We start from the raw sequence: 13,563 nt of genomic DNA on the forward strand, positions 1-13,563 counted from the left end.
AGCGGCCCCTTTTGTGAGCGCTGCGCACTCAAGCGGGAGCAAGCTCCCTCGCCACAAAAGCCTGTCCATTGAAGCAAGGGGCTGTGGCCGATGAACCTCTCCGGCCCCTTCATCCGCCGCCCCGTAGCGACCATGCTCCTGAGCTTCGCGATCATGCTGCTCGGTGGCGTGTGCTTCGGCCTGCTGCCGGTCTCGCCCCTGCCGCAAATGGATTTCCCGGTGATCGTGGTCCAGGCCAACCTGCCAGGCGCCAGCCCCGAGGTGATGGCTTCGACGGTGGCCACGCCGCTGGAGCGTTCCTTCGGCGCCATCGCCGGGGTCAACACCATGAGCAGCCGTTCCAGCCAGGGCTCCACGCGGGTCATCCTGCAATTCGACCTGGACCGCGACATCAACGGCGCGGCCCGGGAGGTGCAGGCGGCCATCAATGCCTCGCGCAACCTGTTGCCCAGCGGCATGCGCAGCATGCCCACCTACAAGAAGGTCAACCCGTCCCAGGCGCCGATCATGGTGCTGTCGCTGACCTCGGATGTGTTGGAAAAAGGCCAGCTCTACGACTTGGCGTCGACCATCCTGTCCCAGAGCCTGTCCCAGGTGTCGGGCGTGGGTGAGGTGCAGATTGGCGGCAGCTCGTTGCCGGCGGTGCGCATCGAACTGGAGCCGCAGTTGCTCAATCAGTACGGCGTCGCCCTGGACGATGTACGCACCGCCATTGCCGACAGCAACGTGCGCCGGCCCAAGGGCTCGGTGGAGGACGACCGGCGCATGTGGCAAGTCCAGGCCAACGACCAGTTGGAAAAGGCCAAGGACTACGAAACGCTAATCATCCGTTACCAGGATGGCTCGGTGCTGCGGCTCAAGGACGTGGCGAAAGTCACCGACAGCGTCGAGGACCGTTACAACAGCGGTTTCTTCAACGACGATGCCGCCGTATTGCTGGTGATCAACCGCCAGGCAGGCGCCAACATCATCGAGACGGTCAACGAGATCAAGGCGCAACTGCCGGCGTTACAGGCGGTGCTGCCGGCCAGCGTCAAGCTGAACCTGGCGATGGACCGCTCGCCCGTGATCAAGGCCACCCTGCATGAAGCGGAAATGACCTTGCTGATCGCCGTGGCCCTGGTGGTGCTGGTGGTGTTCCTGTTTCTCGGCAACTTCCGCGCTTCGCTGATCCCGACCCTGGCGGTGCCGGTGTCCCTGGTGGGCACGTTTGCGGTGATGTACCTGTACGGTTTTTCCCTGAACAACCTGTCGCTGATGGCGTTGATCCTGGCGACCGGGTTGGTGGTGGACGACGCCATCGTGGTGCTGGAGAACATTTCCCGGCACATCGACGAAGGCGTGCCACCGATGCAGGCGGCGTACCGGGGGGCCGAGGAGGTGGGCTTTACCCTGCTTTCGATGAACGTCTCGCTGGTGGCGGTGTTCCTGTCGATCCTGTTCATGGGCGGCATCGTCGAGAGCCTGTTCCGTGAATTTTCCATCACCCTGGCGGCGTCCATCGTGGTGTCGCTGGTGGTCTCGCTGACCCTCACGCCGATGCTTTGCGCCCGCTGGCTCAAGCCCCATGTGCCCGGGCAGGAAAACCGCTTGCAGCGTTGGAGCCAGGGGATCAACGAACGGATGGTCCGTGGTTACGCCACCAGCCTGGACTGGGTGCTGCGCCATCGACGCCTGACCTTGCTGAGCCTGCTGGTGACCATCGGCGTGAACGTCGCGTTGTATGTGGTGGTGCCGAAGACCTTCATGCCCCAGCAGGACACCGGCCAACTGATCGGTTTTGTCCGTGGCGACGATGGGCTGTCGTTCGGCGTGATGCAGCCGAAGATGGAAATCTTCCGCCGCGCCGTGCTCAAGGACGAGGCCGTGCAAAGCGTTGCCGGCTTCATTGGCGGCAACAACGGCACCAACAACGCGTTCATGCTGGTGCGTCTCAAGCCGATCAAGGAACGTAATATTTCCGCGCAAAAGGTCATCGAGCGCCTGCGTAAGGACATGCCCAAGGTTCCCGGTGCGCAATTGATGTTGATGGCCGACCAGGACCTGCAGTTCGGTGGCGGTCGCGAGCAGACCACCTCCCAATATTCCTACATCCTGCAAAGCGCCGACCTGGCGTCGCTGCGCACCTGGTACCCCAAGGTCGTGGCCGCCTTCCGGGCCTTGCCGGAACTGACCGCCATCGACGCCCGCGACGGTGGCGGGGCGCAGCAGGTGACACTGGTGGTGGACCGCGACCAGGCCAAGCGCCTGGGCATCGACATGGACATGGTCACGGCGGTGCTCAACAACGCCTACAGCCAACGACAGATTTCCACCATCTACGACAGCCTCAACCAGTACCAGGTGGTGATGGAGGTCAATCCCAAGTATGCCCAGGACCCGAGCACCCTCGAACAGGTCCAGGTGATCACTGCCGATGGCGCGCGGGTGCCGCTGTCGGCCATTGCCCATTACGAGAACAGCCTGGAGGACGACCGGGTCAGCCATGAAGGCCAGTTCGCCTCCGAGGGCATCTCCTTCGACATGGCCGAAGGCGTGACGGTGGAGCAGGGCACTGCGGCCATCGAGCGGACGATCGCCAAGCTCGGGATGCCCGAGGATGTCATCGTGAAAATGGCTGGCACCGCCGACGCGTTCGCCGCCACCCAGAAGAGCCAGCCGTTCATGATTTTGGGCGCGTTGCTCGCGGTGTACCTGGTGCTGGGGGTGCTGTATGAAAGCTACATTCATCCGCTGACCATCCTGTCCACGTTGCCGTCGGCCGGGGTCGGCGCGTTGCTGTCGATCTACGCGCTGGGCAGCGAGTTCAGCCTGATCTCGTTGTTGGGGCTGTTCCTGCTGATCGGCGTGGTGAAAAAAAATGCCATCCTGATGATCGATCTGGCCTTGCAACTGGAACGTGCCGGGCAGACGCCGCTGGAGTCGATCCGCAGCGCTTGCCTGCTGCGGTTGCGACCGATCCTGATGACCACGCTGGCGGCGATCCTTGGCGCCTTGCCGTTGCTGCTCGGCGCCGCCGAAGGCTCGGAAATGCGTCAGCCGCTGGGCCTGACCATCATCGGGGGCCTGGTGTTCAGCCAGGTCCTGACCCTCTACACCACGCCAGTGGTTTACCTTTATCTCGACAAGCTGCGCCATCGCTTCAACCGCTGGCGTGGCGTGCGCACTGATGCTGCCCTGGAAACTCCGCTATGACCGACCGTTCGCCTTTCAATCTTGCCGCCGTGCTGGCGACCACCCGTGGCTCGCGGGTGCTGAGCCTGGCGCTGTGCGTGGCGATGCTCAGCGCCTGCGCCATCGGCCCGGATTACCAGCGTCCCGCGGCGGCCGCCCCGGTGCAGTACAAGGAGGCCCAGGGCTGGCGCCAGGCCAACCCCAGCGATGCGATGGCCCGGGGCGCCTGGTGGGAGCTGTACGGCGATGCGCAACTCAATGGCCTCGTGGACACGCTCAACGCATCCAACCAGACCGTGGCCCAGGCCGAAGCCCAGTACCGGCAGGCCCGGGCGCTGGTGCGTAATGCCCGTGGCGCCTTTTTCCCCACCGTGGACCTGACCGTTGGCAAGACGCGCTCCAGCCAGGGCACGGGTAGCAGCAGTTCAAGCCTGAGCAGTTCGTCCAGCGGCATTCGCGACACCTACAGCGCCCAGGCCGGTGTCAGTTGGGAGGCAGACGTGTGGGGCAAGTTGCGCCGCACCCTGGAAGCCGACGAGGCGAGCGCCCAAGCCAGTTTCGCCGACCTGGCGGCGATGCGCCTGAGCCAGCAATCGGAACTGGTGCAGAATTACTTGCAGTTGCGGGTGATCGACGAACAGAAGCGCTTGTTGCAGACCACCGTCGACAACTACCAGCGCTCCCTGAAAATGACCGAAAACCAGTACCGCGCCGGGGTGTCCGGCAAGGACGCGGTGGCCCAGGCGCAGAACCAGCTCAAGACCACCCAAGGCGACCTGATCGACCTGATCTGGCAACGGGCCCAGTTTGAAAATGCCATCGCCGTGCTCATCGGCCTGCCACCGGCCGAATTCAACCTGGCCGAGACCCAAGACATCCCGACACTGCCACAGATCCCGGTGGCGCTGCCCTCGCAACTGCTCGAACGCCGGCCAGACATCGCCTCGGCAGAGCGCTCGGTGATGGCCGCCAACGCCAACATCGGCGTCGCCAAGGCCGCGTATTACCCGGACCTGACCCTGAGCCTCAGCGGCGGCTACAGCAGCAGTACCTATGACAACTGGGTGAGCGTGCCGAACCGCTTCTGGTCGGTAGGCCCGCAACTGGCGATGACATTGTTCGATGGTGGCCAGCGTTCGGCGGAAGTCGACCGCACCGTCGCGGCCTATGACCAGACCGTCGCCACCTACCGCCAGACGGTGCTCGACGGCCTGCGGGAGGTGGAAAACTATATGATCCAACTCAAGGTGCTGGAAGACGAAGCCCGCGTGCGCCAGGAAGCCCTGGACGCCGCCCGGGAATCCCTGCGCCTGACGCAGAACCAGTACAGGGCCGGGCTGATTGCCTACCTCGACGTCGTGACCGTCCAGGCCACGGCGCTGAGCAACGAACGCAGCGTGCTGAGCCTGCAACAGAGCCGCTTGATTGCCAGTGTGCAATTGATTGCGGCGCTGGGCGGGGGCTGGGATGGGCAGTTGCAGGCGGAGGAGAAACCCTGAGTGATTGGGTAGCGCCGCAAGGTGCTTTTGTGGCGAGGGAGCTTGCTCCCGCTTGAGTGCGCAGCGCTCATAAAGTAGGGGACTGCTACGCAGTCCAGCGGGAGCAAGCTCCCTCGCCACAGAGTTAATGGCTGTCAAACAGTCCCGCTTTTGGCCGATGCACTGCCTACGTCCCGTCGCGATGGCTTGTTATAGTTCAGGCCTCTTTTCAGCCGGTAAAGGATCACTGCCATGTCGCAATACCAAGCGTTCAACGTCGAACTTGCAGACAACATCGCCCATGTGCAAATCAATCGGCCGGAAAAGATCAACGCGATGAACGCTGCCTTCTGGCGCGAGATCATCGAGATCTTCCAATGGATCGACGACACCGATGAAGCGCGGGTGGTGGTGCTCAGCGGTGCCGGCAAGCATTTTTCCTCCGGCATCGACCTGATGATGCTGGCAGGCGTGGCCAACGAACTGGGCAAGGACGTGGGGCGCAATGCGCGGTTGCTGCGGCGCAAGATCCTGCAGCTGCAAGCCTCGTTCAATGCCGTGGACAATTGCCGCAAGCCGGTGCTCGCGGCCATCCAGGGCTATTGCCTGGGCGGTGCCATTGACCTGATCTCTGCTTGCGACATGCGTTATGCCACCGAGGACGCCCAGTTCTCCATCAAGGAAATCGATATCGGCATGGCCGCCGATGTTGGCACATTGCAACGCTTGCCGAGGATCGTCGGGGACGGCATGCTGCGTGAACTCGCTTATACGGGGCGCACTTTTGGTGCCGACGAAGCGCGCAGCATCGGCCTGGTCAATCGTGTCTACAGCGACTCCGCCAGGCTGCTCGACGGTGTGATGGGCATTGCCCGGGACATCGCCGCCAAGTCGCCGATTGCCGTGACCGGCACCAAGGCAATGATCAGCTACATGCGCGACCACAGCATCGATGACGGCCTGGAATACGTCGCCACCTGGAACGCCGCCATGTTGCAATCGACCGACCTGCGCGTGGCCATGGCCGCCCATATGAGCAAACAGAAACCTGAATTTCTGGATTGACTGACCATGATTTCACGCTGGACCACCGCAGTACTCGACACCGACGTTCCCGGCGGCTGGGCCGTGGCCCGTAGCCCGGAAGGCTTTCTGTTCGATGACAACGGCGCGCTGTTCCCCCGCGAATGGCTCAAGCGCCAGGACCTGTCGATCCTCGCCGAACACGGCATCGGTCATCTGGATGGCGAGCCGGTCTACCTGCTGGAATTGCACAGCCCGCTGGACATCCCCGGCTGCAACTGGAAAGGCCTGCGGGCGTTCATGCTCGAGGACGACCACACGCTGTACAAGGTGTTGGGTTATGCGGCGCAGATCGGCACCTGGGCCCGGGAACATCGCTTCTGTGGCAGTTGCGGCAAAGCCATGAGCCAGATTCCACTGGAGCGGGCGATGTATTGCGATGCCTGCGACCTGCGTCACTATCCGCGGATTTCACCGAGCATGATCGTGTTGATTACCCGCGGCGATGAAGTCCTGCTGGCCCGTTCGCCGCGTTTTGTCACCGGTGTCTACAGCACCCTGGCGGGGTTTGCCGAGCCTGGCGAATCGGCCGAGGACTGCCTGGTTCGCGAGGTGCGTGAAGAAGTCAGTATCGAGGTGAAGAACATCCAGTACATGGGCAGCCAGTGCTGGCCGTTTCCCCATTCGATGATGCTCGGTTTCCACGCTGAATATGCCAGCGGCGACATCGTGCCCCAGGAAGATGAGATCGAGGACGCCCAATGGTTCAACGTCCATGACCTGCCACCGTTGCCGGCCTCGCGCTCGATCGCCCGCTACCTGATCGACCTGTACGTGGCGCGGCGCTTAGGCCACGCTGAACCAGTGCTGCCAGGCTAGGCGCACGGTCAAGCCCAGCACCACGGTGATGAATACCGGTCGGATGAACTTCGCGCCGCCGCTGATGGCGGTGCGAGCGCCGAAGAACGCGCCGACCATCACCGACAGGCCCATGCTCAGGCCGATGACCCAGTCTACCTGCCCGGAAAAGATGAACACCGACAGCGCCGCGATGTTGCTGACGAAGTTCATGCTGCGGGCCACGCCACTGGCCTTGACCAGGTCGATGGGGTAGAGCAGCAGGCTGCTGACGGTCCAGAACGCACCGGTACCCGGCCCGGCCACGCCGTCATAGAAACCCAGGCTGAAACCCTGGGTCGACTGCCACGTCTTCTTGATCGGCGCATCGCTGTCCAGCGGCGCCTTGGGCGTGCCGCCAAACAACAGGTACAGGCCGCAGGCGAAGACGATCACCGGCAACATCTTGTTCAGCCACTCGGCTGGCAGGTAGTGGGCGACGATGGCGCCGGCCAGGGCGCCGACCAGTGTGCCGACGAGGGCATGAGTCCACTGCCTTGGGTGGAACAACTTGCGCTTGTAGAACGTGAAGCTGGCCGTTGCCGAGCCAAAGGTCGAGCTGAGCTTGTTGGTCCCCAGGACCAGGTGGGGCGGCAAACCCGCAGTTAGCAGCGCAGGCGTGGTCAATAGCCCACCGCCGCCGGCAATGGCATCGATAAAACCGGCAATGAAGGCGACAACGGCGAGGATAGCGAGGGTAGTGAGGTCAACGCTGAGTTCGAAAGGCATGGAATGGGCTTATTTGGCAGGACGCAGAAGGGCTGCGGGAAGGCCGGTATGTTACCCATAATGGTGCAGGGCTGCGACTGCCTAAGACCTGTGACATTGCCGTGGCGAGGGAGCTTGCTCCCGCTGGGCCTGTAGGAACCGTGCAGGAGCTGTGTAGGAGCTGTCGAGTGCAACGAGGCTGCGATCTTCCCCCATCCAGTTGAGTCTCAAGCGAAAGATCAAAAGATCGTCCGAACGCGGCCCGAGCCTTCGCCAGCTCCTACAGCCAGCGGGAGCAAGCTCCCTCGCCAAAGGTTCGATCGTCACTCCGGCCGAAACACCGCTCGCAGACAGTTCTGCGTCTTCTCCTTGAACATCGCATAACCTTCCACCGACTGCTCCAGTCCCATCGGATGGGTCAGCAGATAGGACGGGTCCAGCTCACCTTTCTGGATGTGCTCGAACAACCGTCCCACGTAACGCTGTCCAGGCTGTTGGCCGGAGCGCAGGGTCAGGGATTTATTGACGATGGCGCCCATGGGGAATTTGTCCAGCAGGCCGCCATAGACACCGACCACCGAGACAGTGCCGCCTTTGCGACAGGCGCGGATCGACTGGCGCAGTACTGTCCCGCGTTCGGTGTGCAGACGCATCATTTGCTTGGTCTTGTCGTAGAAATAGTCGATCTCTGTGCCGTGGGCCTCCATGCCCACGCAGTCGATGCAGCGATCCGGGCCTCGGCCACCGGTCAGTTCCAGCAAGGCGGCATGCACGTCAGTCGTTTCATAGTTAAGGGCGATGGCACCGGCCTTTTCTTCCGCCAATTGCAAGCGATCAGGCAGGCGGTCGATGGCAATCACTCGTTCGGCCCCCAGCAGATAGGCACTGGCAATCGCCATCAACCCGACCCCGCCGCAACCCCATACCGCCACGGTATCGCCCCGTTGGATGTCGGCGTTATCGGCGGCGAAATAACCAGTGGGCACCGCATCGGAGACGAATACTGCCTGTTCGTCAGTGATGCCCTCGGGGATCTTGAACAGGTTGACGTCAGCAAACGGCACGCGGATATAGGTTGCGTGACTGCCGGCATAACCGCCAAACGCATGGCTGTAGCCGATGATGCCGCACGCCGGTTGGCCGTAGGCGATGTCCGTTGCGCTGGGATTGGGGTTGGAGTTGTCGCAGCAGGAAAAATCCGAGCGCCTGCAATGTTCGCATTCTCCGCAACCGATGATCGAAACGGTGACAACCCGGTCGCCTTTGCCGAAAGACCTGACGGCCGAGCCGATCTCCACGACTTCACCCATGAATTCATGGCCAATGATGTCGCCGGCCTGCATGGTCGGCACATAGCCGCCCAGCAAATGCAGGTCTGACCCGCACACCGACGACATCTGCACCCGCACGATCGCGTCGCGGGGATTGAGAATGGACGGATCATCTACGGTTTCAACTTGTAGCTTGTTCGGGCCTTGCCAAGTCAATGCGCGCATCAGGCGTTACCTCCGGTGGAAGGCGTGTGGGCGGATGTGTGAGGGGCCTCTGTGGCGGGATGAACGAACAGGAAGTCCTTCGTACCGGAGGCGTGCATGCGGTTGGTGCTCACCTCGCCGGTTTCCAGTTGTTGCTTGATGCTGCGCAGCAGGTGCAACAAGGCTTTGTCCGAGAACTTGGAAATCGCCGCGGCCAAGGCATAACCGGCGGCACCGAGGGGCGCTTGGCAGGCGACGATGACCTTTAGCTGCGTGCCACGGCCGGCCGGCGCGTCGCTAAAGTGCATCTGGATGTCATGCTTGAATCGTGTTTCCGGGCCAGCTGTCCAGTGCAGCTTGCGACCGTCCTTGGGCTCGTCCTGTTGGATGTCACAGTGCAGGGTCTTGTCCATGGGACCGTGGGCGACCCAGCGGTAAGTGCCTTCACCGGTTTGTTCGATGGCATCGACCCAGGGCACCAGCGCACCCAGGTTGCCCGGGTTGCGACAGAACGCGAAGACCTCTTCCCTGGGTTTGCCCACGGTAATGCTGCGAGAAATCACTTTGCTGCCGCTCCAGTCCCGATCCTGTTCAAAGGCTTGTTCGAACGGACTATGGGTCAGCGCGTGCTTGATCCTGCATGTGCCTGAATAGCCGCGCCAGGCGGCACAGGCGCCGAGCAGCACCTGCGGCCAGCCTTGGAGCCCGCCTTGGCGTAGGCCGTTAGCGATCAACAACGTGCCGGCCAGTAGCGATACGGCACGTTCCGGCGTGCCGAGATTGGGGTGCGACGGGGTCGGCACCGTAGCCCGGCTCGCAACCAGTTGGGGTCGTTCGGACATGATGGTTTCCTCATTCTCCAGGGGCGACATAAGGAATGAACCGAGGGGAGGCGCGGTTGTTCCATCAACGTACGGGCTTTCCGATGAGGCGAATCCTGGCGCTACGGTTAAAGCGTTCGCCAGGACAGTCCGGGATTCGCCGGCAGGTTTAGCCAGGGAAGGGCAGGCCGACCGTTCGACGATTTTTTTTTGAAATCAAGGGGTTGTCAGCCTAGGCAAATGAGTACATAATTGCGCCCATCGAACGCACTGGGACGTAAAAAATCTCAATGTTTTCAAGGAGATAGCGCTGAGTAAGTGTCCTGTTTCCTGACCAGGTTTGTACCGCGGTTGATGTAGCGACATCGCATCAAGCGTCTTGAGGCCGAATAGCAAAATGGTTATGCAGTGGATTGCAAATCCACCTACGCCGGTTCGATTCCGACTTCGGCCTCCACTATTAAAAAGCTCTGTAGATCTATGATTTACAGAGCTTTTTTATTTTCGAAGCATTGAAAGGTTTTGTCTTGAAAAGGGCATAAGCTGCCTTGCTTCAAAGAGGAGGGATGTATATATTCCCCCTCTTGCTGCACCAGCCAGGCCATCGGATTCTGCCGATGCCCCCAAGGCTAACCGCGCTACCGCCCGAATGGCGAAACTGGTAGACGCATGGGACTTAAAATCCCCCGCTCGTAAGGGCGTGCCGGTTCGATTCCGGCTTCGGGCACCATCTAAAATCAAGGGTTTGCGGGCGAAAGCTAATGCAAACCCTTGTTTGTTTCTGCTGCTGAAAACTGCCGAAAAAACGGAGCCCAGCCTCCGGGTATTTTCGTGGGCAAACCTCTACACTCGGCGTTGAGATTAGCAAGGTGTGGCCAGGCGGTAGCTTCCGTCCAGGCCAGCCCGGTGCGCTAATCCTTTGACCATGGAGAGGTATCAAGTGAAAACAATCGCAACGATGAGTCTGTTGGCCTTGATGGGCAGCGGCGCCGCATACGCTGGGGAGACAACGTCCGCCGATGGGAAAACCCTTGCCGTTAACTTTGGCGAGCCGACCGTCAAGCAAGTGCTGCACTATCGGAAAATGTACGACAAGAAGCCCTTTCCCGATGCGGAAATTTATTACTACAGCAACGGTTTGTACAAAATCATCTCCCAGGGAGAGAACCACTACGGTGTCTACGTCTTGCAGGGTCAACACACTGACGAGACCTACACGGTGAAGTTTATCTCGCTGCCTTCCCCGGACTGGGGAAATAAAACTGCGTTTCACCAGCTCACCTTCATTCGAGGTGATGGGCAGAACGTGTTTATCCAGAACGCGATTGTCGACACTGGCGAGGCCATAGCGCAGCAGAACGGGACCTATACGCAGGAAAAGAATACGGTGCTCAATCCCATCAGTACCGCTTGGCGCAAGCAGTGACTCCGGCGTAAAAAATCTGTTTACCAGCCTAAACAATAGGTTGTGTGAGTATTCTCATGCAACCTGTCAGGTGTAGACCATCGGTGCCGGCTTTCACAATCGTCGGCGAAACGCCTCAAGAATATCCCGCGTGCCCTTTTTCATTTGCAGTTGGGCAATGGCATCCAGCGGATGCCAGAGGCAATCGCTGATTTCATTCTGTGGCCTGGCCGCGGTCAAGTCGCTGACCGACGCTTCGAATACGTGATGCTCGGTTTGCCCGTCATTGATTCGCATCAGGTAGAGCAGGTTTTCGACGTCCAGGCCCGTTTCTTCTGCCAGTTCCCGGATGGCTGCCCCGGCATGGGTTTCGCCGCGTTCAACGGTACCGCCTGGCAGGGCCCAGCGGCTGTTGGCTTTGCGAACCAGCAAAATGTGGCGATTGTCCTCGCAGATGACGGTCGCTCGAATTTTCATGGCGGTACTCGATCTGTGACTGTCATTAAACTGAAATATATCTGCAATATTTGAGCCTGGCATTACCTGCTCGTTCAAATGTGATTTTTTCAGAGTCTTATCAGTACGACCGTGGCGGGGTGGGAAAGACTGAGTTCATTTGCGCTGTCATCCTTCTGATCGGTCTGCTCGACCGCCAGCGCCGGGCTTTCGACCGGTTATCGCCTCAAATTGAATCAGCTGCAAAAAAATGAATCCATGTTGGGTGCAATGGCTGGCCCCGGCAGGGGAAGGACCGACAGATGACCACCGTTGAAGACTTCAAGATCAAATCCCATGAGCTCCTGGTGGAGCTCGATACGGCCACAGCGGAAATGATGAAGCTCATATGTGTCCATCAAATGAGCGGATCGACCTGGGATGAGGCGGTCCAGCGTCAACATGAAGCCTATGAGCAATGGGTCGCTTATCTAAATGGGCGGGAGTAGGTGCCACGCCCGGCCTGGGCGAAAATTCTTTGAACGGCGCTTGAGCGTCTGTGCCTAATCCTTAAATCGCCAAGAGGATTGAGCCATGTCTGAATTAGCCAGTTATTTCTGGATCGCCGTCGCGGTGCTTCTGCTGCTCGTGGACCTATGGGCGATCATCAGCGTATTTCGAAGCGACAAGTCGGCCGGAACCAAGGCTGGCTGGGCGCTGCTGCTGATCATCCTGCCGGTGTTGGGTCTGGTCATCTGGGGCGTGGCCGGGCCGCGCGGCGTCAAGGAGCCACCGTCGTCACCGGAGCACAGCAAGGGCTAGCGAGAACACTGCGCTGCGTGGCCGGCCTGTCACTGGTTCTTCCACTCGCCGCCGGTGGTTTCGCAGTCTTGCTGAGCCTGCTGCAACTGCTCGACCCCATAGTAGTACCACGTCACTTTGGCGTTGTCGGGAAGGTTGGCCGACCCACCGCTCTTGTCTTTACTGGTTGAGCGCGGGTTGGCCAACGCTTCCTGGGTCAGCCTGGCTTGGCATGTCGCCACATACCCCTCGTCACAACGCTCGACTTTGCGCTTCTGGGTACTGACCGTTCCCTTGCTTTCATTGCTGCAAGACCAGTCCAGGGTTTCGGCGGGCACGCCTTTGTATTCGTAGCAGCTATGGCTTTCGATTACCGGAACCGACTGGCTCTGGGATCGGGTGATGACGTCGCAGCCTTGGGCCATGACGGCGGTGGGGCTCGCACAAGCGATCAATAGCAGGATTCTGGCATTCATATGATTCTCCCTTTGCGGCATTTGCACCGGTGCCTATCCATTTCGAGGCGCAAAAAAAGCCCGCGTTCCATCAGTTTTCCAACCGGTAGAACTCAGGGGGAAACATCGCTGGCATGGCGCGTCAGCGGAACTTGGGCAGCGGCGGTTCAGTGGGCTTGAGCGAGGTCAGTGCGCTCTGGATCGACGGCGCGTCCTTGTCGATGTCGTTGAGCCGGTCTCGAATGCGCACGGCGGTGGGGTGCCCGCCTTGATGGTCGACCCAGTCGGCGATTTCCTTGCAGGCTGCCGTGAGCCTGGCCTGACGCGATTCCAGCAAGGTGAGCAGGGTGGTGATGGACTCTTTTTCGGACATGTCACACCTCCATTCAGGGTTGATGAGGCAGCACAAGACCCGCCATGGGCGGGTCTTGCTGTGGTTTAAGCGTAGTTGAGTTATTTCGGATCTGTCGAAGAAACCGGCGCCCGGTCGGACAACCGGTGGCCGGAAACGGTGCGTGATATTTCAGCCGGATTCCTTGACCCAGGCCGGCGCGACGCTCGCCCGCCAGCGCACGTCGGTAATGCCGTATTTTTCCGCAAGGGGCTTGGAAACCCGCTTGACCTTCTCCCTGCCGAATTTCGGTATGCGTCCGACCCCCGCATCGCAGCTGGCCCAATGCCAAGCCTCGGAGTTATTCATCACTTCTGCACGAATAATGAATGACTTGGGTTCGCCATGAAGCATGTAGTCAATGATGTAAAGCGATGGCCCGCCCATAAATCCTCCCTAATTAGTCCTATACGGATGGATACAATGGCATTCGGAAAATTCCATCGAATTTCCAGACGGTCAAATTTATGCCGCCGAGGCTCAAGCGCGGGGCAAGCGCA

Annotated in this window: 14 protein-coding genes and 2 tRNA genes; 9 read left to right on the forward strand and 7 right to left on the reverse strand. The window is 60.4% G+C overall.

Annotation, left to right across the window (positions count from 1 at the left end; genetic code table 11):
- The first annotated feature begins 90 nt into the window (after positions 1-90).
- The 4 genes from ACLH0I_RS15015 (at position 91) to nudC (ending at position 6,554) form a co-directional block, all read left to right on the forward strand.
- Positions 91-3,195 (forward strand): efflux RND transporter permease subunit, encoded by a 3,105-nt coding sequence (locus ACLH0I_RS15015; protein WP_411384602.1) that lies wholly within the window; start codon positions 91-93, stop codon positions 3,193-3,195.
- Positions 3,192-4,673, forward strand: a complete 1,482-nt coding sequence (locus ACLH0I_RS15020; protein ID WP_411384603.1) for an efflux transporter outer membrane subunit — start codon at positions 3,192-3,194, stop codon at positions 4,671-4,673. The genes ACLH0I_RS15015 and ACLH0I_RS15020 overlap by 4 nt, the downstream gene beginning before the upstream one ends.
- Before the next feature lie 231 nt (positions 4,674-4,904).
- The gene (locus ACLH0I_RS15025) at positions 4,905-5,717 is read left to right on the forward strand and encodes a crotonase/enoyl-CoA hydratase family protein (RefSeq protein ID WP_411384604.1); all 813 of its coding nucleotides are present in this window, start codon (positions 4,905-4,907) and stop codon (positions 5,715-5,717) included.
- 6 nt (positions 5,718-5,723) lie between these two features.
- Complete coding sequence (gene nudC / locus ACLH0I_RS15030; RefSeq protein WP_411384605.1) at positions 5,724-6,554, forward strand: NAD(+) diphosphatase; 831 nt, start codon at positions 5,724-5,726, stop codon at positions 6,552-6,554.
- Here nudC and ACLH0I_RS15035 read toward each other — a convergent pair.
- The 3 genes from ACLH0I_RS15035 to ACLH0I_RS15045 form a co-directional block, all read right to left on the reverse strand.
- Entirely contained in the window at positions 6,522-7,301 is a 780-nt protein-coding gene (locus ACLH0I_RS15035; RefSeq protein WP_250964675.1) for a TSUP family transporter, read from the reverse strand. The two genes, nudC and ACLH0I_RS15035, sit on opposite strands and share 33 nt — an antisense overlap.
- A 302-nt stretch (positions 7,302-7,603) precedes the next feature.
- A complete protein-coding gene (locus ACLH0I_RS15040; RefSeq protein WP_411384606.1) occupies positions 7,604-8,776 on the reverse strand; it encodes a zinc-dependent alcohol dehydrogenase in 1,173 nt (390 codons plus the stop codon).
- Entirely contained in the window at positions 8,776-9,597 is an 822-nt protein-coding gene (locus ACLH0I_RS15045) for an SRPBCC family protein (RefSeq protein WP_411384607.1), read from the reverse strand. The genes ACLH0I_RS15040 and ACLH0I_RS15045 overlap by 1 nt, the downstream gene beginning before the upstream one ends.
- 362 nt (positions 9,598-9,959) lie before the next feature.
- Between ACLH0I_RS15045 and ACLH0I_RS15050 the strand changes: the two genes are divergently transcribed.
- From ACLH0I_RS15050 to ACLH0I_RS15060, 3 genes are all read left to right on the forward strand, one after another.
- Positions 9,960-10,033: transfer RNA gene (locus ACLH0I_RS15050), tRNA-Cys, on the forward strand.
- 186 nt (positions 10,034-10,219) lie between these two features.
- A tRNA-Leu gene (locus ACLH0I_RS15055) sits at positions 10,220-10,306 on the forward strand.
- A gap of 228 nt (positions 10,307-10,534) precedes the next feature.
- Entirely contained in the window at positions 10,535-11,002 is a 468-nt protein-coding gene (locus ACLH0I_RS15060) for a hypothetical protein (RefSeq protein ID WP_411387509.1), read from the forward strand.
- Between the two features lie 93 nt (positions 11,003-11,095).
- Here the strand turns inward: ACLH0I_RS15060 and ACLH0I_RS15065 are convergent, their stop codons facing one another.
- A complete protein-coding gene (locus ACLH0I_RS15065) occupies positions 11,096-11,458 on the reverse strand; it encodes an NUDIX hydrolase (RefSeq protein ID WP_250964678.1) in 363 nt (120 codons plus the stop codon).
- Positions 11,459-11,739: 281 nt separating this feature from the next.
- Between ACLH0I_RS15065 and ACLH0I_RS15070 the strand changes: the two genes are divergently transcribed.
- Together ACLH0I_RS15070 and ACLH0I_RS15075 are read left to right on the forward strand one after the other, a co-directional pair.
- Positions 11,740-11,925 (forward strand): hypothetical protein, encoded by a 186-nt coding sequence (locus ACLH0I_RS15070; protein WP_186705734.1) that lies wholly within the window; start codon positions 11,740-11,742, stop codon positions 11,923-11,925.
- Positions 11,926-12,010: 85 nt separating this feature from the next.
- Entirely contained in the window at positions 12,011-12,238 is a 228-nt protein-coding gene (locus ACLH0I_RS15075) for a PLD nuclease N-terminal domain-containing protein (RefSeq protein WP_207965897.1), read from the forward strand.
- A gap of 29 nt (positions 12,239-12,267) precedes the next feature.
- Here the strand turns inward: ACLH0I_RS15075 and ACLH0I_RS15080 are convergent, their stop codons facing one another.
- The 3 genes from ACLH0I_RS15080 to ACLH0I_RS15090 all read right to left on the reverse strand — a co-directional run bounded on the left by ACLH0I_RS15080 (position 12,268) and on the right by ACLH0I_RS15090 (position 13,450).
- Positions 12,268-12,693 carry a hypothetical protein gene (locus tag ACLH0I_RS15080; RefSeq protein WP_250964679.1) on the reverse strand — a complete coding sequence of 142 codons (426 nt, stop codon included), beginning with the start codon at positions 12,691-12,693 and terminating at the stop codon, positions 12,268-12,270.
- 121 nt (positions 12,694-12,814) lie between these two features.
- Positions 12,815-13,045: a hypothetical protein gene (locus ACLH0I_RS15085; protein ID WP_057450824.1), complete on the reverse strand. Its 231-nt coding sequence runs from the start codon at positions 13,043-13,045 to the stop codon at positions 12,815-12,817.
- Between the two features lie 150 nt (positions 13,046-13,195).
- Positions 13,196-13,450, reverse strand: a complete 255-nt coding sequence (locus ACLH0I_RS15090) for a DUF6555 family protein (protein ID WP_047226592.1) — start codon at positions 13,448-13,450, stop codon at positions 13,196-13,198.
- Between the last annotated feature and the right edge of the window lie 113 nt (positions 13,451-13,563).

The organism is Pseudomonas sp. MPB03 (genome assembly GCF_046605385.1).
Lineage (GTDB): Bacteria > Pseudomonadota > Gammaproteobacteria > Pseudomonadales > Pseudomonadaceae > Aquipseudomonas > Aquipseudomonas zanjanensis.